The organism is Pseudomonas sp. NC02 (genome assembly GCF_002874965.1).
Classification (GTDB): Bacteria; Pseudomonadota; Gammaproteobacteria; order Pseudomonadales; family Pseudomonadaceae; genus Aquipseudomonas.
Genome location: NZ_CP025624.1, coordinates 3187122 through 3206463, shown reverse-complemented (window position 1 = coordinate 3206463; position 19342 = coordinate 3187122). Strand labels below are relative to the sequence as shown.

The window sequence follows — 19342 nt, the reverse complement described above, 5'->3', positions numbered from 1 at the left end:
GTGCTCACAAATGTGAACCGCGATCACATTTGAAAAACTATGCCTTGCTCCCGAGAGTGTCAAGGCCAATTTGTTAAATTCCAAACAAATGAAATAAAAATCACAATGCTGTTTGAGTCAGATCAGCAGGATCGCCCCGCTGTCCCTGATCACCTGCTGCTGTGCCGCCTCGAGCCCGGGGTCGCTGATCACCCGCTGGAAGTCCGACAGCTCGGCAAAGTGTGCCGCACGTACTTCGTCGAACTTGCTGTGGTCGGCCACCAGCACGCAGGTCTGCGCCCGCGCCATGACCCGGCGCTTGACCTCCACTTCGTTGAGGTTGTAGCAGGTCACACCGTGGGCGGCGCTGACGCCGGCCGCGGAAATGAACGCCCACGCCACACGGATGCCATCCAGGATGCCCGCCTCGGCATGGCTCTCGAAGACCATGTTGCGCCGATGAAAGGTGCCACCGCAGAGGATGATGGTGCAGTGGGGCTTTTGCTGGAGCTTGAGCAATACGTTGAGGGAATTGCACAGCGCGGTGAACTCCAGGTCATCCGGCAACGCCTCGATAATGAACGGCGTGGTGGTGCCGCAATCGATAAACACCGTGTCGCCGGGGCGCACCAGGCTGGCGGCCAGCACGCCGATCTGACGCTTCTCGGCGACGTGGCGCTGGTCCTGTTCGGCGACCTGGTAATCGGGCTCCGGCGGCCCGCTGCGGGTTACGTGCCCGCCCAACAGGCGCAGGCCCTGGGGGCTGTCTGCCAGGTCGCGGCGCAGGGTCATTTCCGATACGCCCAGCAATGCGGCCATGTCACGCAAGTGAATCGCCGACTCGCCCTGCAAGGCCTTGTGCATGGCCCGAAATCTTTCGCTTTTCTTTGAATCCACTGCGTTCCAACCCTCGTTGAATGCGTGCCCTTGATCAGGGCAGTCACAAATTCCATTTACAATGTTATTTATTTCACATTTAATGCATCCAACTTAACACAAACCGCCTTTTCCCAGCACCTCATCCTTACAGGACACTTGCCATGCCGACTGACCCGTTGCCGCTCGCGGCCTATATCGACCACACCCTGCTGGCCGCCGATGCTTCCCAGGCGAGCATTCGCCAACTGTGCGCCGAGGCCCGCGAGCATGGCTTCAAGTCCGTGTGCGTCAACAGCGCCAACGTGCCGCTGGCCGCCGAATGCCTGCGCGACGCCGCGCCGTTGGTCTGTGCCGTCGTCGGCTTCCCCCTGGGTGCGGGCTTGAGTGCGGCCAAGGCTTATGAGGCAAAGCTTGCGATCGAGGCCGGTGCAGGCGAGATCGACATGGTGCTGAACATCGGCTGGCTGAAGGATGGCCTGCTGGACCAGGTACGCGACGATATTGCCCAGGTGCTGGCGGCCTGCGGCGCGGTACCGCTGAAAGTCATCCTCGAGACCGGCCTGCTCGATGACCAGCAGAAAACCCATGCCTGCAGCCTGTGCCGCGAGCTGAACGTGGCGTTCGTCAAGACCTCCACCGGTTTCGGCCATGGCGGCGCGACATTGGCGGATGTGCGCCTGATGCGCGGCGTGGTGGGGGCGCAGATAGGCGTGAAAGCGTCGGGCGGCGTGCGCGACCTGGCGACGGCCCAGGCGATGATCGAAGCCGGTGCTACGCGCCTGGGCAGCAGCTCCGGGATCGCCATCGTCAGCGGCGCAAAGGCGGCCGCGGGCGCCTACTGAGTTGAGTGCAGCGCTGGCGCCCTTTCACAACCCTTTCACAGTCGGGCGCCTATGGTCATCTCAGCTCCTGGTGAAAACCTTTAAGCCCGCGCTCCCCATCGCGGGCTTTTCTTTGCCCGGAATTTATCCGCAGGTCATCTACAGCCGGCGTGGCGGTGCGCCGGCGCAGGCCACGCCCTCCAGGCAGAATACAAACGGGGCTACCACTTGAATTTCGCCTTTGAGCAGCATTGAGGGTGGAGGCGCAGGCACTGGCGACGCCGCCGGAACGAATCGCTCCACGGCGCTGACGAACAGATCCGAACCTGTATGGCTGATGACTTTGTGGCGTATCAGGTTGCCTTTAGCGTCGACCACGAATTCAACCCTGACCAGGCCGGTCAATCCTTGCAGGCGAGCTTCTTCGGGGTACGACTTGAAGTGATTGAGGTGAGTGAGCAACTGGTATTCCCATAAGCGTTGTTCTGCCAGTTGTTCCCGGGTGGGGCCGCTCGTGCAGGCACAAAGCAGTAAGACAAGTGCGATCCAGCTGTATTTCATAAACGCAGTTCCGTTGACGTTTGGTGTGCAAGGTGAGGCTAATCAAGGCTCGGTGCGTCAGCGTGTTATCCAGGTCGAACAGAATGGCCCGTGGGTACACGAATGCTTCTTGTGGAAAACCAAATCTGCCTCTCAGGCGGTGGTACTGACGATGGAACCGGTACCGCTTCCACCGTCGGAAGTCAGTGCCTGCAACAACGCCGAAGACGCAGACTGCAATGCAGCTGCCGTTGCGGCAATCTGCGCCTGGGCGGCAGCCACGGCGGCCGCTTTGGCGTCTGCGCTTTGATTGCTGGCCTGGGCCTTTTGCATGTTTTGCTGTTGCTCTTGAAGCTGCTTTTGCAACTCCGCAATCTGCTTTTTCAGCGCCTTGACGGTGTCGGACTCCTGCGACGTGGATGCCGCCTGGCCGCCACCTGCAGCGGGCGCACTTTTGGCACCCGTGTCCGGGTTGAGACTCAGGGTTCCAGAGTCTTCGGTCTTGGAGCTATCGCTGACGCTGGCCGGACTTGGGTTGGCGGGTACTGAAGCGAGACTGCTGACGTTAGTGATCATGTCAAATATCCAATTCCGGTATCGATGTTAATTGATCGGCGCTTAAGCTGATTACTTTAACCCGTTATCGACCCTACCGAACCTTGCTACAGCGACGGACCGATTCAGCGGCGAGGTCTCGAAAAGACGTTGACCAGGCTTCCATCCGGATCACGCAGCAATACCGAAGTGTTGCCCCATGGCATGACTGTCACCGGCATCACCACATCAGCCCGACCGATACGCAGCAGGACGGCCTCCACATCATCCACTTGAAACTCCAGGATCGCCGAACGGTTGCTGGCGGCGACTGCCAGTCCATCGTTGTGAAGGCGGACCAGGCGCTCATCGGCTATGGCCAGGACGACGCCGTCGAGGTGAATTTCAGCGAACCCGTCAGCCAGGTGCCTTGGCTCGACAGTCGAGAGGTTGTGATAGAACTGAACGAGCCGTTCAAAGTGGTTGGTAACGAGGCGAACAGACGAGAATTTCATCATTTGACCTGACAGGAGTGAGGGAACTCACCTTAATTCAAGCCCGCGTCAGTTCCTGACAGTAGCGTTGTTATCGGCGTTCCAAACGACAGCCTGTGCCACCACCACGTACTCGCCATTGAAGGTTGCCGCTGGCGAGCCGTAAAGCTGGTAACCCAGCGCAAGCGCTTCAGAGACCCGGTGACAGAAGGAGGCATCGTCCTTGCCTGTCAGGATCCGATAGGTAGGTAGGCCTTCAGGAGGGGAATTCTGCATGGGAGCACCTGCTGGAACAGTTAAGGAAAGCCACTTGGCGATCGGGTGACGCCGGCTTGTTCCCGATGATATCAGTCGATGATCACATCGCGCCCCTCGGCCTTCAAGCGCGCGAGGTTGTCCTTCATCTGCTGCAACCGTTCAGGCGGATGCCCGTGCCATTTCGTGACCTCCGCCACGACGCGCAAAGGGTCAGTGGAGCGATAGGAAAGCGTGGGATTGCCGGGAAACTTCTTATCCGTCACGTTGGGGTCATCCATGATTGCCCCCGTTGGCTCCACAACATAAATCCGTTCCCGCCCACTGCCGAGCGCCAGCTCAGCCCCCCAGATGGCGGCATCCAGCGTGCCCGCAAAGTAAACCCAGGACAGTGCTTTACCTTCTGTAAAGTTGGACGGGTAGCCGACGCGGATCAGATCGCCGGGCTCCAGGTCGGCCCGGGTGCCGTGAAAGAACTGACGGATGAACATGCCAGCGGTATTTGACATGGGCTCGTTGCTCCGTGGATGAATGTTATGTTTGGATGCGAATGCCCCCATCGGCTGGGTTCCTCTATACCACCGCACCTCAGGAAACCGTTGTGACGAATCTGACCATACGACGCGCCAGTATCGACGACTTGCCTTTCATTGTTTTGCTGCTGGCAAATGACTCCCTGGGGGCTGTTCGAGAAGATAGCAGTCTTCCGCTTCAGAGTTCCTACACACGAGCGTTTGAGGCCATCGACGCAGACCCGAACCAGTTTCTTGCCGTCGCTGTGGCTGATGAAGAGGTGGTCGGTACTCTCCAACTTTCTTTCATTCCGAATATTTCTCATCGGGGCGCATGGCGAGCTCAAATCGAAGCCGTCCGCGTGCACGAGCGAATGCGTGGGAGCGGATTGGGCCGGCAATTCTTCGAATGGTCGTTTGAGCAAGCACGTCAGCGCCACTGCCAACTGATCCAGCTTACCTGTGATCGTACGCGGCCAGATGCTCATAGGTTTTATGAGTCCCTGGGGTTCTTGCCAACCCACACAGGCTTCAAGATGAAGCTGTGACCATTTGAGGCGAGCTGGCCCGGCGTTTGATGGCGGGCCAGAGGGCGGAGTCAAAGCAATACAGTAGCAAGCATGCCCAAGGCGCCGAGGACAAACCCGATGAGTGCGCCACGCCCTGGTGCTTCATGGAACAGCGCCCAGACCACCACGGGCTCAAGCAGCAACAGGGAGGTGACTGAGACCACGGTGACGACCCAGATATCACCGACCGCCACGTACCCCAGCCAATACGCACCCAACAGGCAAAGCCCGGCAAAACACATCAGCACAACGGGAAGGACGAACGCCTCCCATGAACCATGCCCTGTCTGGGCAAGCCTGGCGGTTACCACCTCGCTGTAGATTGCACAAAACTCCCCCACCACCATCAACCCTAGAGCAGAAACTCCGAGTAGTTCTTTGGACATATCAAAAACTCCTTCGTATTCAACGCAATATTTTTCAGCTCCCAGCGAGCAATGCCGCTGCCAAGGAGCGTGATGCAGTGATACGAAGCAGCCTTGAACAGGCCTGAATTACCGAAGTGCTTTTCCATGCTCATGTCCTTCAAAGGGTGAGTCTCAGCGCCCGGAAAAGAGCGCTCGCTGCGATCATACGTTCCGACAGCCCGCCTGAACAACCTGCCCCCTCTCGGTCTGCCGCGAAGTGCTTCTGCAGGATCAGTGAGCGTTGAACCAGTCGGGGTGCACAACCGGAAAGTGCTTTTTCAGCCAATCCACAAATGCATTCACCTGGGGTGCAAGATGGGATCGGCTGGGGTAAAGCACGGAAACCAGGCGCGGTGTCGGACGAAGTGCGCCGAGTACTTCAACCAGTTCTCCACTGGCGAGGTACGCCCCGACGGTAATCCCCGGTGCTTGAATAATGCCGAAGCCTGCAACGCCGCATTGAACGTATGCGTTGGACTCGTTCACGGTGATACCGCCGCGTGGAGTGTGTGGATGGTCCTCGCCCGCCATCGAGAAGTGCCAAGGCAGCGGCCTGTTGTTTTGACCCGAAAGAAAGCCGACGCACCGGTGGCCGGCAAGGTCCGCCAGGGTTTCCGGTACCCCGTAGGCCTGGAGATAACTTGCAGATGCACAGGTCACCATGATTGCGCTGCCTATTTCCCTGGCTACCAGGCTGGAATCCGGGAGATCACCGATTCGCAATACGCAATCGATGCCTTCCGCCACCAGGTCTACCCTGCGGTCGGTCACGCCGAGTGCCAGTTCGATCTCGGGAAATGCCTCGGTAAATTGCCTGAGGCTTTCCATGAACCCGTGCTGGGAAAACGCTGTGGGAATATCAATCCGAAGCCGCCCACTCAGCGTCGAGCCACTGCGGTCGAACATGGAAGTGGTTTCTGCGATGGTGGCCAGAATCTCTTTGACACGCTCGTAAAATCGTTCGCCCTCAGCCGTCAGCTTGACTTTACGCGTCGTGCGCTGGAACAGGCGCACACCCAGGGACGCCTCCAGTTCCTGAATAGTGCGCGTGACATAGGGACGGCCGGTCTGCGTCGCCTCCGCGACTTTTGTGAAGCTGCCCAACTCCGCCAGCTTGGCAAATACCTGCATCGACTGTAGAAGCGCCATACGTCTGTCCCCGGGAAGCCGGTGAAGGGTTGATTGTTACTCTCCAGAATAACAATGCTGTTGGATTCTGCCCATTTATGCCGCGCTGCGAAACCTCAACAATGGCCCCAACAACAAGGAGGCACTTGCCTCCCCTGCCCATTCACCGTTGCTGGAGACAGAAAATGAAAGCGTGGCTTCTGAAAGATTTCGGTTTGGACAACCTGGTACAAGGGGACGCCGAGACCCCCGTCCCCAAGGCGGGAGAGCTGCTGGTAAAGGTGGGGGCCGTTTCGCTGAACTTCCGGGACAAGGCCATCGTCGATGGCATCTACGAGCCCCACAAGGTGCCCAAGCCATTGATTCCCGTCAGCGACGCGGCAGGCGTTGTCGTAGCAACAGGTGACGGTGTCAGCCGTTTCGCTATTGGCGACCGGGTCAACTCGCATCTCTACTCCCGCTGGCTGGACGGCATGCCTGGGCCGGATGAACCCGACTACTGCTTCGGCTCGCCTTTGCCCGGCGGCCTGGCGCAATACATGATCATCCATGAGGACAGCGCAGTACGTGTCCCCGACAACCTGTCGGATGAGGAAGCCGCGACTCTTCCGATTGCCGCATTGACGGCCTGGTACGCGCTGGTTGATTTCGGCCAGGTCGAGGCGGGCCAAACGGTGCTGGTTCAAGGTACCGGTGGGGTTTCGGTTTTCGCTGCGCAAATCGCAACCGCCCTCGGCGCCAAGGTTATTGTCACCTCCAGTCGGGATGAAAATCTGGAGGCTATGAAAAAACTGGGGGCGGTCGCCAGTGTGAACTATCGCACGCATCCTGGCTGGGCAGAGGAAGTCCTGAAACTCACCGATGGCAAGGGCGTGGACCTGCTCCTGGACGTCGCAGGCGGAGATGGCATCAATCAATCGATCGCCGCGACCAGGGTCGGTGGACGTATCGCCCAGATCGGATTCCTGACGGGCCAGACGTCTGCATTGAACCTGATGCCGATGATATTCCGGCAAACAACCATTCGCGGCATTGCCGTAGCGCCGCGCTCATCGTTCGACCGCATGAACGCGTTCCTGAGCGAGCACAGGATTCGCCCGGTAATCGACCGTGTGTACGCCTTCGATCAAGCGCGCCAGGCATACGAACACTTGGCCAGGGGCGCCTTTGGCAAAGTGGTCATCAAGGTCGGGTAAAGTCGACCGCCGGGCGTTTCACACAGGCAGGTGATTGCTGCGGGACTTGCCCAGGCGGTTCACGAATGACACCAATGGTCGTTCAAAGACCGGTTCCTGTTATTTATGGAGCAACACAGGTTTGGTGTAGTCGAAAAGAGGCTTTGCGACTAAACCGGTATAGGGGACATCGCCAAATGAGCAAGGGTAGGCCCCCTACCCCCACGGTGGCCGAACACCCGGCGCACCCGGCACATTGAAGGACCGACGCCATGCAGAACCTCAAGATCGCGACATTCAACGTCAACGGCATAAAGACGCGACTGCCCAACCTTCTGCAGTGGCTGGAAAAGGAGCGCCCGGACATCGTCTGCCTGCAGGAACTGAAGGCGCAAGACAACGCGTTCCCCGCTGGAGAACTTGAGGCGGCGGGCTATGGCTCATTGCACCATGGCCAGGCATCCTGGAACGGAGTGGCAATTCTCGCGCGGGATTCCGAACCCCTTTTGATCCATAAGGGCCTGCCGGGAGCCAAGGACGACTCGCAGTCTCGATACCTGGAAGCGGCTGTCCATGGCGTGATTGTCGGATGCCTGTACCTGCCCAACGGAAACCCGCAACCCGGGCCAAAATTTGATTACAAGCTCGCGTGGTTCGAACACCTGATCTCCCACGCTGCAACACTGCAGGCCAGCGAACATCCGGTGGTCCTCGCGGGTGACTACAACGTGGTGCCCACCGACCTGGACATCTACAACACCCGCTCATGGCTCAAGGATGCCCTCCTCCAGCCAGAAAGCCGTGAGTGCTTTCAAAGGCTGCTTTCCCAGGGCTGGATCGACTCGCTGAGGCACCTGTACCCGGAAGAGCGGGTGTACACGTTTTGGGATTATTTCCGTCAGCATTGGCAGAAGAATTCCGGGCTGCGCATCGACCATCTGCTGCTCAACCCGGTACTCGCCCCGTACCTGAAAAACGTCGGCGTAGATGCATGGGTACGGGGTGAAGAGCATGCCAGTGATCATGCGCCGACGTGGATCGAGATCTCATCACGGCAAACCCGGTCAAGAAAGAAGCCAAAACGCAGTTGATCACAAGCCACGACGCTGACTACCGGCACACGTGCCGGTACCCGACTCACCCATCCCAAGGTGTGATCCGGGCTTACTGATGGGGCACGAATTTCGCGAGCATCAGCCAGCGACTTATGGCCGCAACGAGTTCGGTCTTGCACTCCACCGGCAGCCAATGCCCGCCAGGCAGGCTCGTCACTGTGAGGTCTGCGCAGGCCGCGCGCATTGGATCGCCCAACTGATTGCCGTTGATGGTATTCATCGGGTCGTAATCACCGTTCACAAACAGGACGGGCATGGACAGGCGGCCGCCATTGGGTGCGCGATGGGCGTATTCGATGTTGGCATCGTCGTTCAGATACCACGCGCAGGGCGTGCGGAAACCATGCTCCTCGAACGTGCGCACCAGTGCCGCGAAGTCCGTCTCGGGCCAGAGCGCCGAGTCTGGTGGGGTCGGGGGAGCCCGGTGCGCTTCGCCAAACCGCCCGCCTTTGCGGGTCACTTCGGCATTGGAGGCGACCCTGGCGATGCTTGCAGGGTCGCCTCTTCGATAAATCGACGCCAGCGATGCTGCTTTGTCCGCGTCAAGATCAGCCACGGCGGACGCAAAATGCGTGTTGTAGTAGCGGTAATAGTCCCATTGGCCGTCTGGATACTGGTCGACCGGGTAAATCCCTCGGTCAACCAGCGGTATGAGCGTCGCCAGCGCGTTCGTGGAAGGAAAGTACGGAACCGAAACCAGCACAACGCCGCGGCTGCGCCAAGGTTCATGGGCGACCAGTTCACCGGCCACGACGCTGCCCCAATCGTGGCCCACCCAGATGGCGGGCGTTCCACCGAGATGGTCATGCAGCTCTGTCATGTCTGCCACGATGTTTTCAATCGTGTACGCATTGATCGCGGCCGGCGCCGAAGAGCCGCCATAGCCGCGCATGTCGGGTGCGACGCAGTGCCAGCCTTGGGCAGCGAACGCTTCCATCTGTGCACGCCAGATCAAACCGAGTTCGGGCCAGCCATGCAGGAACATCATCAATGCCCCATCGGCAGGTCCCGATTCCAGATAATGCGTTGTGTGACGGGGCGTACTGAAGATGCGCGAAGTCAGCTTGAAAGTGGACATAGGATCTCCTCATGTCATACCGGCGCGATGTTTCACTGTAGGTCACCTCGAGTGCGTGAGCACCACTGCCCGCGTATTTTCAGGTCGCGCTTATCCTGGGATCGGGAGCAAAAGAACTGAAGCAACCACACGTCAATCAACGTTGTAGAAAATTTGAATTAGCCAGTTGCCCGGCCGGTCAAGAATTATGAACGCAGTAAATCTGACGAGGTAACAGCAATGACTATCCAGGCAGAGACACTCGTACAACTGACCGAAGCCCTGCAAGAGCGAGGCATGCATCTGGTTTCAGATGTTCACTTCACCCGCGCGCCCTATCGGCAGAATCACCTCTGGGTCTGCACTGTGGCGTAACGATCCCTTATGATGCTTGCCTGCCAGAAGGTCGCCAACCGCGACAGATGGATCAATGCGAACACTCTTATGGATAAGCCCGATGCGGATCAACGTTCTGACAATTTCCCTGGCCACCTTGATGATGACCGGGTGTGCCAACCATGGCGCCAAGCCTTCGACGCACGCGCTGGCGACTCAAGATAACGTAGTTGGCATCTGGGCCATGGTTCCTCTGCGCAACGGAATTGCCAACGTGGTCGAATACAGCGCTGATGCCAAAGCCACCTTGCATCCATTCAACTGCGCTGAACCCGGGAAGCACCAGGAAAAGGAAGTGAGCGACTTCAAGGTGTCCGACGATGGAAAGGTCATCCATCTCAAATCACCTTCAGACAACTTCGACCTGAAGGTCCTGGCATTCGACCCGCAGACCATGACGCTGAGCATGGATGTTTCGGATACGAGCCTGACCTTCAACTACGTAAAAGTCAGTAACGTCGCACCGCTGTGTGCCCTTTATCCAAACGCCGCCGCTGAAGCTGCGCGCAAAACCCCTTTCAAGGCCAGTGATTTTGTAGCGGATCCCGGGATACCTGCCCACTCCGGTATGGAGCAATATATTGGCAAGTGGGCAAATGACAAAGGTGAGCTGGAGGTAGAAGTCATCATGGGTCCCAACGGCAGTGCCTACCTCTACATGGCTTCCAGCAAAAACTGGCACTTCCTGTACAACGAGGTGCATTGGGTAGGCGACGAACTGCATTTTGAAAGCTATGCCTATTCAGACCTTCCCTCTCTTTACAGCCACCCTTTCCATAAATCCAAGACCCACAGCATTCTTCAGCCGAGCGGCGACGGAGGATTACGTTATTCGATCTTTATCGATAAGCGCCGGTACGAATTTCTATTGAACCGCGCGAAGAACTGAGGTTGAGGTAGCGCAGTACTGTTGCGATGACCGGGCGGTGCATCTGCAACGCAGAAGGCAAGGAAGCCTCGCAAACGAAGTGGATTGCGGACCTGTTGAACAATTGCCGACCGGAAACAAACAAGGGCTTGCATCAGCTTTCGCCCGCAAACCCTTGGTTTTAGATGGTGCCCGAAGCCGGAATCGAACCGGCACGCCCTTACGAGCGGGGGATTTTAAGTCCGGAAACTAATCCTTTAAATACATAGACATAGAAGAAATTCCTTTCCGCATCAGAGATAAAAATGACCCTCTACAGCCCAGCAAATTCAAGGGCCGGCATTTTTTTGCGGAAAGGAATTAACCCCTCCCCGGCGTCCTGCCGATCGAACACATACCCAAAAACTCTGAACAAGAGCGGGCTGCCTTTTCAGGCTTGGCCAACTTCCTCCAGCGCAGCATCCCCTCGAAGTCTGACCTCTTCTTTTATCTCCGCAACGAGCCTGGCGATTGCGCGGCTTGATCCCAACGTTTTTGGATCAACCCCGGCGACCGTCAACAATTCCTGCTGAGTCATAGGGTCGATCAGCTGAATGTTGAGTGAGTCATACCTGATCGAGCACACGCACCTGGTGGGAAGGAACGCCGTCTCAATTATATGGCGTAACTCTAAGGTAGAGATCATCAGGTGACCCTTTAAACCAATGGATAGAGGCCTTTCGGCGCGGCGATGTGGCTTAGGGACCCTAAATGTAAAAACGTTCAAGTTAGTACATGTTAGTTTAGTTTTTGAGACGTGGTTCACGCATCGTAGCCGCCCGTCGTATGGCCATGGAGCTTAGAAGGTAAAGCATAGTTCGCCTGCTGCTACGCTGTTCACTCCACCAGAGGAACGCCGATGCCCAACTCAGACCTGCTCCCTTCCCTGCTCTCCAAGCTCTACGAAAACCAGCTGGCCCTCGAAGCCTCCATCATGGAGCTATCTAACTGGGTCGAGCAGCGTGGTTCCGCCGATGTAGCCGAGAACGTGCGCGGCGCTCTGCACACCATCGACGAGAATGAAGAGTTCATAAAGCTGATCCTGGCCGTCCTCATGTCGCCCGAGTGAAGTTGATCTGGCGCTGAGCGCTTCACTACTTGCAAGCAACCGACCACAGCTGATCGAGCTTCGTGGTGTAGCTCTGGCTCATCATTTCCCGGCGCATCCCCCAGTCGGGGTTCGTCGGCACACTGGCCGACCGCAGCGTTCCTCTTCCCCACCTGTCGTTGATCTGGTCCAGCACGGTCATCACCCGGGTGGCCTCCTCTGGCTGAGACACCGCAAATAGATCGTCTGTGTATTCGCCTGGCTGGCACAGATTGAGCAACATCACCTCGGCCTTGCTGTATTTGAATCCTGGGCGGTAGATGTGGTCGAGCGCATCGACGGCTGCTTTGGTCAGCAGCCGCACGTCGTCGGTCGGGTACGGCATGTCCACCACTACCCCATTGGCATACTTGGCTTCTTCGGGGTTAAACATGCCTGTGCGGATGCAGACACGGACCTTTTTGCACAGCGAGTTTTGGGCTCGCAGCTTTTCAGAGGCACGCATCATGTAGGTAGCCACCGCCTCCTTGATCGGCGGCAGCTCGGTCAGGCGCTTTCCGAACATCCGGCTACAGCAGATTTCCTGCTTGGGTGGGTCGGGCTCGTCCAGCTCCAGGCATGAGGTGCCGGCCAGTTCGCGGGCGGTCTTCTCGATTACCACGCTGAATTTTTTGCGGAGCGTCCAGGGGTCGGCCTTGGCCAAGTCCATCGCTGTCTTGATGCCCATGGTGTCCAGGTGAAGTTTCATCTTTCTGCCGACACCCCACACCTCCGAAACGTCGGTGTTGCGCAATACCCAGTCACGCTTTACCGGGTCGGTGATATTCACCACGCCGCCGGTCTGGGCCTGCAGGTGCTTCGCTGTGTGGTTGGCCAGCTTGGCCAAGGTCTTTGTATGGGCGATTCCGACGCCCACCGGGATTCCAGTGCACTGAAAGACCCGTGCGCGGATCTGGCGCCCGAGGACATCCAGGCCACCAATACCGGTCAGGTCGGCGAAGGCCTCATCAATGCTGTAGATCTCGACGGCGGGCACTATGCTCTCGATCAGCGTCATGACCCGCTCACTCATGTCCCCGTACAGGGCGTAATTTGAGGAAAATGGGACAATGCCGTGCTGCTTGAGCTTGTGCTTGATCTGGAAATACGGCTCGCCCATCTTAATGAAAGGCTTTGCGTCGTAACTTCGGGCGATGACACAGCCGTCGTTGTTGCTGAGCACCACAATGGGCACCTTCGCCAAGTCGGGGCGGAACACACGCTCGCAGCTTGCATAAAAGCTGTTGCAGTCGATTAGCGCAAAGACAGGTGGCGACTCAGACATGGCTGCGCACGGTGCTGGTGATTACGCCCCAGATCGACAGCTCGTCGCCCTCCAAAATGTACCGCGCCGGGTATTTCGGGTTCTCCGACAGAAGGATCACCTCTTTCCCGCGCTTACACAGGCGTTTGCAGATGGGGTCATTGTTCAGCAGCGCCACGACCACGTGCCCGTGGGCCGGCTCAATAGATCGGTCCACGACCGCCAAGTCACCCTCAAAAATACCCGCGCCCTGCATGCTCTCGCCAGTGATGGCGATCAGATAGACGTGCGGAGCCCTGATATTTAAGACCTCATCCAATGAGATGTGCTGCTCGATGTGATCGGCCGCCGGCGATGGAAAGCCGGCGGGTACCCGAAAAGAGCAAAAGGGCAGCTTCGTGCCACCCTCGGCGATAGGACCTAAAATTGAGAAGCTCATGACGCAGCCTTTTACAGATACTGTACGAATGTACAGTTAATATCGCAGATGGCTTGCGGTCAATTTGGTGTAAGAGATATCTGACAAGCGGGCGCGTCAGCCCAACTCATCTGCGTACGCGACGACGGCCGCTTCGGTCAGTTCCCGCCACTCGCCGCTGTCGATTGCGCCGCGCTCTTTCATGTCGTCAGCCAACGCCAAGCGCCTCTCGTAACGCTCCTCCGGTGTGGCTGAGTTGAAGTCCGGGTCGTTTCGCAGGGAAAACCACGCCTCCATTGCGTTGATCTGATCGATGTTTATTGCCATGACGAATACCCGGGGCCAGTGTCTACAGTGTAGAGATTGGCCTGGCCCAGGCTGTTCATTGGGGCCGACGAGCGGAGACGACTATGTGCGGAAGACTTTCCCAGTACAGCGGCATTCATGACTTCGTTGCAGCGCTGAGCATGCCAAATGCACTGGCGAACTCCGTGGGTGAGTTGCCCCTGGAGCGGTACAACGTCGCGCCGACAACCCAAGTCGCCCTGCTCCACCTGCAGGGCGATCTGCTGCATGCCGACCTGGTGCGCTGGGGATGGCGACCGCACTGGGCCAAGGACCGTGCTGCACCGATCAATGCCCGCGTAGAGAAGGTGGCCCACGGCCCGTTCTTCCGCGCGATCTGGCCGCACCGGGCAATCACGCCCATAGACAACTGGTTTGAGTGGGTGGACGAAGGCGGACCGAAGAAGCAGCCCTACCTGATCCGCCGGCGGGACGGTGCACCCGTGCTGTGCGCCGCCATCGGCCAACTGCCCGACAGCGATGAAGGCACGGGCGAGCATGACGGCTTCGTGATCATCACCGCCGACAGCGCCGGCGGAATGGTGGACATCCACGACCGGCGCCCGGTGGTGCTGACGCCGGACCTAGCCCGGGAATGGTTGGACCCGGCCACGCCCAAGGAGCGCGCCGAACAGATGGTGCTCCACCAGGGCGAACCGGCCGAGGCCTTCGAATGGTTCAAGGTCGATACTGCCGTGGGCAACGTGCGGAATAAAGGGCCCGAGTTAATTGAGCCAACGCAAGGCTGACTCGCGAATATGCGCTTAGGCTGTGGAATACAATTTTGACCTGCCAGCTTCGCCATAACATCTATGGCGAAAGCATTATGCCACTACGCGCTGAGTTGAGTTAAGCTGAGCGTCGTCTAATATGCGCAGCCAGTTTGTAAAAACAGCTTCGCAATTTTAATTAAATCCAGAGCACGAACAGAAAATTAATATCTTCCTACAAAATACAGAATAATTAGGAGGTCGCATGAAAAACAAAGCTATTGGCCGAGAGAAAATTCCATCACACATAAAGAGAGAGGTTCGTCAGCGCTGCGGTTTCGGCTGTGTTATATGTGGGTTACCGCTGTATGAATATGAACATATGGAAGAATGGGCTGTTGTTAAGCGCCATGTAGCTGATGAAATTACACTTCTTTGTGACCGGCATCACCGAGAAAAAACAGCACATCTACTGCCAAAGGCAGATGTTAGAAAATTCAACAAGAACCCCATCAACCTGCAGAATGAAAAGTCGAGAAAATACAATCTACACTTTTCAGGAAGTAGGGCTGAGGTTTGGGTAGGCAGTAATTCATTTGTTTGCGAGAATCTCGAGGACGGAGCCGAATTGAATGCCATCGTCGTTGATGGTTTTCCGCTAATTCAAATGAAGGTGCAGGATAAACACCTGTTACTCAACCTCACATTTTTTGACGAACAGAACAAAATTGCAGCTCAAATAGTTGAAAACGAGCTAGTGTACTCAACCTCCCCTTGGGATATCGAACTCATAGGTACCAATCTCACGATAAGGGAAGGACATGGAATAATCCTACTAAATATTGAGTTCTCCCCTCCAAACAAGATTAAAATTAATAGTGGTCGCTTGCTTCGAAACGGCATCGAACTTTTAATCAAGCCCACCAAAGTAATAATCACCAACAATCAAATTACCATAGAGCAAAATCGCTCAATAAATTGCAACGCAGGGTTAATATTAGGCAAGAGCCACCCATCAAAAACTTACTCAGGATTTTTTAAGCTTACCAATACACCAAGATATATAGACAGATATAAAGGCCCTACCATTTCCGAAACTGATTGGATAATTGAAAAAGAAAGGAACAACAAAATGAAATTTGAAAATCAAGAATTTATTCATGAAACAATTGAGCTTGACTACAACGCATACAAAGATTGCTCCTTTACTAATTGCACACTTTTTTACAGGGGACTAACGGGCATAGTTCTTCAGGGATGCAAAATTAACGACTGCAACTGGCAGTTTCTAGACAATGCAAACAACACTTTAATCGCACTTTCAGTGCTTCATAAGCTATTCGACGACAACGGCCACCCGCTAGTCGAGGGAACTTTCGAAGGCATTCGCAACGGCGCTTTTCTGATACCTCCACAACAGAATTAGTATAATTTGTTCAAATTATTTTATTAAATTTACTGTTCTGACGTACGCTTGGCATGCCCGCAGCGCGATCACGGCGTTATCCCCGTCGTCGGTGATGGCGATAATTCTTTGAGCATGCGCTGGGTCAAGTTGGGCTCGACGGGCTGCATGAACCACGCCGACGGCGCCGGGGGTGGGAGGCACGTCGCAGCCACTGGTTGAATCCGTGGCGTCGAGAAGGACTGACAGCCGCAGATCAGAAGTGGCAAGGCGATCACGCAGAGTTGCTTGGCTACGTTGAGCATTGGAAAGCTCCAGGGAGTGTTGTTGGTCGGAGGCGGCCAGTTGCTGCTCGGTTGCCAGCCGTTTGTCCTGCTCGGCGCGGGCCTGGGCGGCGGCGGCATTGGTGATCGCTGCCAGATCATCCTTGTGCAGGCCGGCCTGCTTGGCGAGTTGCTTTCCCATCCGCCAGTCCTGCACCTGCCAGGCGCCCCCGAAGCTCACGGCCATGGCCAACAGGACCACGGCTAACTTTTGCACCGTCGTCATGCCAGCACCTCCAGCGCCTTGTCGTATAGCGCCTGTCGGTCGTCCTGCCCGGTCAAGCCACCATTGATGCGGCGCGTGATCGTAACGAATGCACCCTGGTCTGCCGGAGCGTTCAGGCCACGAGAGGACCAGAACCAGGCTGCCGACAGCGCGGCGTACTGCGGTTGCTCCAGCAGGGCTGGCTGGTTTACCAGGTCCAGTCCCAGCGCATCGCCGCACGCCGCATAGTTCGCCCGGCCGGTGATCTGGATCAGGCCGCGGCCACGATACTTAAAGCCATCACCATTCACCGTATTACCCAGATCGGTGCGACCCTCGTAGCCAGCCTGCTGCGGCGTGGGGCCCCACAACTCTTTCAACCACCGAAACTGCCCCGACTCGTGCCCGACCTGGGCGACGAACGCAGCAATGCGCAGTCGAGTGACGATTCCGTACTTGGCCATGGCTGTATTCAGTACGGGAACAAAAACGCCGGCTTGGCGGCCGGCGTTCGGGAGTATCTGCAGCAACTGCTGCTCAGTGATCGGCATGCTTTTCTCCAGGCAATAAAAAACCCGCTCAAGGCGGGCGGTTTCGACCGTTTGCAGTTACGCAGGCGCGACAGGCCACTCAATGGCATCCGGGTATTGCGGCTGCTCGATAACCCGGCTCAGCGCTACTCGGTATTTCTTCCAGGACTTGAGCGCCGCGAGATCTGCGTCCGTCGCTTCGTCGACATCCACGGCATCCTGAAGTGGCGCGATCGCATAGTCAGCGAGGGCACGCAACCGCGCGATCTCTGCTAAGGCCCTTTCCAGCAGCGCCTCACCAGGTGTAGTTGGCTCAAGTAACGCCGCGATCGGGAGTGACTCCACCGCCACATGCAAAGTGATGCTGTGCACGAAGTCGGCGGGCTCACCATCCTTGGCCACGCTGACAGCCAGCACGCCCTCGTTGTAACCGATGTCTACCGAACAAGCCGCGTCGACCTGGTTCAGCACATAGCCCCAGCCCTCTGGCGGTGGGACCATTCCAAGCGTGCCGTGCACCAGGTACTGTCCCGGGCCCGGGTGCTCGGTCGTAATGGTGTTGACGCCCAATGACGTGACATCAATGACGGCGCCGTCGGCGCCTAAAATGTTTACTGCTGCACGAGTGGTCATTTAGATAGCCTTCAGTGTGCCGTCGGCGGCGCGGGTCGTGTTTTGGGTGTGGTACAGCTCTGCCCAGGCCGTCCAGTTGCTGGCGGCCCGAATCCTGAAAAACATCCTGTTAATCGCAAGCCCGGTCCACATCTGAGTTGAATAAGCCCCGTTAGGGTGCTGGTTGTGGATGCCGTAGCCCTGTCCATCTGAGGTGCCCTGGCCTATCGGAACTCCAACGGTGGCCGCTGTAGTGTTGAAAAACTTGGTAACGTTCAGGGTGCTCAGGCTGCCCGCCTCCGTGATGCTTGAACCACCCAGCCCGTAGTCGCCAGCCGCCAATGCGCCGAGAATCGCCCGGGCGGCAGGGGCTGTTGTCGCCCCTGTACCGCCCTTCGCCACCGGCACAATGTTTTCCGTCGAGACCGCGCCCAGGCCGGCCAGGGTGGCGCCCCATTGGTTGACGATCTGCCGGAGTTGATCGGCGGAGTCCTTCACGTAGCCCTGCATCGGAGCCAGGGCGTACGTACCCGCGGAGACTGTCGCCCCCAGGTAGTTCGGCGAGATGGTCAGCACTGTGTTGCTGGCGATGTTGGTCACCTCATACCAGCGCCCATCGGGCCCCGTCCATGCGTCACCCACGCGACCGTTGGCACTGAACGACGTGCCGGTCCCGGTGACGGTGTTCGAATTCAATGCAACTGCAACGGTGCCGGCTCTGTACCAAGGCATATTTTTCTCCAGGAAATAAAAAAACCGCTCAGGGCGGCTATTGGATATTGAATTGTCTGGTGAACGGCTAAATCACTGGCTTAGCGAACACCACGGGCACATAAAATGTCGCAGCGTTAGAGACTCCAATCGTAAACATCACAATCCGGTTGTTTGCGTAGTCCCACACGCAGTACAACTTAGCGCCCTTGCTAGAACCGGCACTGACATCCATCCCTATGTTGTTGATCATGATGTAATCGCCGGAGTCCAGTGGGGATGGCGCTGTAAAGTTGACCTGGGTCTGACCCTGCGGTGTTGTGCTTGATCCAATGTAGGTCCATGCCGATATCGTGCGGGTGAACTGCGCACACGGTGTCCCGCTATCAAACAACAACTTTCCTTGCCCATCCCATAATCTAAACCCGTACTTCGCAGTGGGAGTTGCCCCGCCGAAAGAGGCCACGAAGAACTTTCCAGAGCCCATTCCCAAGAATGAGAAGCCCGTCCAGTTGCCTGCGGTACCGGTTATCTTGGCGTAACTTATGGTTACCGAGGCACTGGGGCGAACAAACACCAAGGGCGGTTCCTGGGTGGTTATCGGCGCCGGGAAGACGATAGGCCCGCTGTAGTCACCTTTGTACAGGACGACCAACCTGGCAAACTCCGAATCGATGACTACGACACCTGAGTCGTTGGTAAAGGACATTCCATAAGACGGCATTATCGGTACTTCATCACTAAAAGCCTTTGTGTGGCCAACCCTGGGGCCGGCGGTGACGACGGATTTATGCTTCGGTTAACGTACCAAACCCTAACTACCCCGGACATGACTTGAGGCTCGTATTGGATTGCGTTCAGGTTCTGTGCGCTGGGGTCTTCAGGGTATGGCGCGGTTGGAACGCACACCGCGCTGCAGGTGGCTGTATCACAACCAGGCACCGCTATGTCGCTATACAGCGTG

At 57.2% G+C, this 19342-nt stretch carries 27 protein-coding genes; 8 read left to right on the top strand and 19 right to left on the bottom strand.

The window, feature by feature from the left end:
* Positions 1–117: 117 nt before the first annotated feature.
* The gene (gene deoR, locus C0058_RS15320) at positions 118–876 is read right to left on the bottom strand and encodes a DNA-binding transcriptional repressor DeoR (protein ID WP_008435058.1); all 759 of its coding nucleotides are present in this window, start codon (positions 874–876) and stop codon (positions 118–120) included.
* Between the two features lie 143 nt (positions 877–1019).
* Between deoR and deoC the strand changes: the two genes are divergently transcribed.
* Positions 1020–1700: a deoxyribose-phosphate aldolase gene (gene deoC / locus C0058_RS15315; RefSeq protein ID WP_003207741.1), complete on the top strand. Its 681-nt coding sequence runs from the start codon at positions 1020–1022 to the stop codon at positions 1698–1700.
* Positions 1701–1838: 138 nt separating this feature from the next.
* Here the strand turns inward: deoC and C0058_RS15310 are convergent, their stop codons facing one another.
* The 5 genes from C0058_RS15310 to arr form a co-directional block, all read right to left on the bottom strand.
* Complete coding sequence (locus tag C0058_RS15310; protein ID WP_102368991.1) at positions 1839–2240, bottom strand: TonB family protein; 402 nt, start codon at positions 2238–2240, stop codon at positions 1839–1841.
* A gap of 132 nt (positions 2241–2372) precedes the next feature.
* On the bottom strand, positions 2373–2795 hold the full coding sequence (locus C0058_RS15305; RefSeq protein ID WP_003207738.1) for a hypothetical protein: 423 nt from the start codon (positions 2793–2795) through the stop codon (positions 2373–2375).
* A 104-nt stretch (positions 2796–2899) separates the two neighbouring features.
* Complete coding sequence (locus tag C0058_RS15300) at positions 2900–3268, bottom strand: VOC family protein (RefSeq protein WP_102370267.1); 369 nt, start codon at positions 3266–3268, stop codon at positions 2900–2902.
* A 48-nt stretch (positions 3269–3316) separates the two neighbouring features.
* Positions 3317–3523, bottom strand: a complete 207-nt coding sequence (locus C0058_RS15295) for a DUF1737 domain-containing protein (RefSeq protein WP_003207731.1) — start codon at positions 3521–3523, stop codon at positions 3317–3319.
* Between the two features lie 71 nt (positions 3524–3594).
* Positions 3595–4011: an NAD(+)--rifampin ADP-ribosyltransferase gene (gene arr, locus C0058_RS15290; protein ID WP_023658807.1), complete on the bottom strand. Its 417-nt coding sequence runs from the start codon at positions 4009–4011 to the stop codon at positions 3595–3597.
* A gap of 92 nt (positions 4012–4103) precedes the next feature.
* Here arr and C0058_RS15285 point away from each other — a divergent pair, with 92 nt between their 5' ends.
* Entirely contained in the window at positions 4104–4562 is a 459-nt protein-coding gene (locus C0058_RS15285) for a GNAT family N-acetyltransferase (RefSeq protein ID WP_003207728.1), read from the top strand.
* A gap of 50 nt (positions 4563–4612) precedes the next feature.
* On the opposite strand, the gene C0058_RS15280 is transcribed toward C0058_RS15285, so the two are convergent.
* The 3 genes from C0058_RS15280 to C0058_RS15275 form a co-directional block, all read right to left on the bottom strand.
* Positions 4613–4930, bottom strand: coding sequence for a hypothetical protein (locus C0058_RS15280; protein ID WP_032899360.1), 318 nt, complete (start codon positions 4928–4930; stop codon positions 4613–4615).
* Between the two features lie 5 nt (positions 4931–4935).
* Positions 4936–5097 carry a hypothetical protein gene (locus C0058_RS32800; RefSeq protein ID WP_023658806.1) on the bottom strand — a complete coding sequence of 54 codons (162 nt, stop codon included), beginning with the start codon at positions 5095–5097 and terminating at the stop codon, positions 4936–4938.
* Positions 5098–5221: 124 nt separating this feature from the next.
* A complete protein-coding gene (locus C0058_RS15275; protein ID WP_102370266.1) occupies positions 5222–6121 on the bottom strand; it encodes a LysR family transcriptional regulator in 900 nt (299 codons plus the stop codon).
* A gap of 182 nt (positions 6122–6303) precedes the next feature.
* Between C0058_RS15275 and C0058_RS15270 the strand changes: the two genes are divergently transcribed.
* On the top strand, positions 6304–7314 hold the full coding sequence (locus C0058_RS15270; RefSeq protein ID WP_102368990.1) for an NAD(P)-dependent alcohol dehydrogenase: 1011 nt from the start codon (positions 6304–6306) through the stop codon (positions 7312–7314).
* Between the two features lie 251 nt (positions 7315–7565).
* On the top strand, positions 7566–8384 hold the full coding sequence (gene xth, locus C0058_RS15265) for an exodeoxyribonuclease III (RefSeq protein ID WP_102368989.1): 819 nt from the start codon (positions 7566–7568) through the stop codon (positions 8382–8384).
* 73 nt (positions 8385–8457) lie between these two features.
* Here xth and C0058_RS15260 read toward each other — a convergent pair whose 3' ends face one another.
* Entirely contained in the window at positions 8458–9486 is a 1029-nt protein-coding gene (locus C0058_RS15260) for an alpha/beta fold hydrolase (RefSeq protein ID WP_102368988.1), read from the bottom strand.
* Between the two features lie 436 nt (positions 9487–9922).
* On the opposite strand from C0058_RS15260, the gene C0058_RS15255 reads away from it, so the two are divergent.
* Positions 9923–10750, top strand: coding sequence for a hypothetical protein (locus tag C0058_RS15255; protein ID WP_102368987.1), 828 nt, complete (start codon positions 9923–9925; stop codon positions 10748–10750).
* A 409-nt stretch (positions 10751–11159) separates the two neighbouring features.
* Here the strand turns inward: C0058_RS15255 and C0058_RS15250 are convergent, their stop codons facing one another.
* Positions 11160–11414 carry a DUF1652 domain-containing protein gene (locus tag C0058_RS15250; RefSeq protein WP_102368986.1) on the bottom strand — a complete coding sequence of 85 codons (255 nt, stop codon included), beginning with the start codon at positions 11412–11414 and terminating at the stop codon, positions 11160–11162.
* 213 nt (positions 11415–11627) lie between these two features.
* On the opposite strand from C0058_RS15250, the gene C0058_RS15245 reads away from it, so the two are divergent.
* Positions 11628–11837, top strand: coding sequence for a hypothetical protein (locus C0058_RS15245; protein WP_102368985.1), 210 nt, complete (start codon positions 11628–11630; stop codon positions 11835–11837).
* A gap of 25 nt (positions 11838–11862) precedes the next feature.
* On the opposite strand, the gene umuC is transcribed toward C0058_RS15245, so the two are convergent.
* From umuC to C0058_RS15230, 3 genes are all read right to left on the bottom strand, one after another.
* Entirely contained in the window at positions 11863–13140 is a 1278-nt protein-coding gene (gene umuC, locus C0058_RS15240; protein ID WP_102368984.1) for a translesion error-prone DNA polymerase V subunit UmuC, read from the bottom strand.
* The gene (locus C0058_RS15235) at positions 13133–13558 is read right to left on the bottom strand and encodes a LexA family transcriptional regulator (protein WP_102368983.1); all 426 of its coding nucleotides are present in this window, start codon (positions 13556–13558) and stop codon (positions 13133–13135) included. Before C0058_RS15235 ends, umuC begins: the two co-directional genes overlap by 8 nt.
* A 96-nt stretch (positions 13559–13654) precedes the next feature.
* Positions 13655–13864, bottom strand: a complete 210-nt coding sequence (locus C0058_RS15230; RefSeq protein ID WP_102368982.1) for a hypothetical protein — start codon at positions 13862–13864, stop codon at positions 13655–13657.
* 83 nt (positions 13865–13947) lie between these two features.
* Between C0058_RS15230 and C0058_RS15225 the strand changes: the two genes are divergently transcribed.
* Positions 13948–14631 (top strand): SOS response-associated peptidase, encoded by a 684-nt coding sequence (locus C0058_RS15225; protein WP_102368981.1) that lies wholly within the window; start codon positions 13948–13950, stop codon positions 14629–14631.
* Positions 14632–14857: 226 nt separating this feature from the next.
* Entirely contained in the window at positions 14858–16018 is a 1161-nt protein-coding gene (locus tag C0058_RS15220; protein ID WP_158660296.1) for a hypothetical protein, read from the top strand.
* A gap of 15 nt (positions 16019–16033) precedes the next feature.
* On the opposite strand, the gene C0058_RS15215 is transcribed toward C0058_RS15220, so the two are convergent.
* From C0058_RS15215 to C0058_RS15195, 5 genes are all read right to left on the bottom strand, one after another.
* The gene (locus tag C0058_RS15215) at positions 16034–16546 is read right to left on the bottom strand and encodes a lysis system i-spanin subunit Rz (RefSeq protein WP_102368979.1); all 513 of its coding nucleotides are present in this window, start codon (positions 16544–16546) and stop codon (positions 16034–16036) included.
* Positions 16543–17076: a glycoside hydrolase family 19 protein gene (locus tag C0058_RS15210; RefSeq protein WP_102368978.1), complete on the bottom strand. Its 534-nt coding sequence runs from the start codon at positions 17074–17076 to the stop codon at positions 16543–16545. Before C0058_RS15210 ends, C0058_RS15215 begins: the two co-directional genes overlap by 4 nt.
* A 57-nt stretch (positions 17077–17133) precedes the next feature.
* Positions 17134–17688 carry a tail fiber assembly protein gene (locus C0058_RS15205; protein WP_102368977.1) on the bottom strand — a complete coding sequence of 185 codons (555 nt, stop codon included), beginning with the start codon at positions 17686–17688 and terminating at the stop codon, positions 17134–17136.
* Entirely contained in the window at positions 17689–18399 is a 711-nt protein-coding gene (locus C0058_RS33255) for a pyocin knob domain-containing protein (protein WP_102368976.1), read from the bottom strand.
* 67 nt (positions 18400–18466) lie between these two features.
* Positions 18467–19087, bottom strand: coding sequence for a hypothetical protein (locus tag C0058_RS15195; RefSeq protein WP_250884703.1), 621 nt, complete (start codon positions 19085–19087; stop codon positions 18467–18469).
* Positions 19088–19342: the final 255 nt, after the last annotated feature.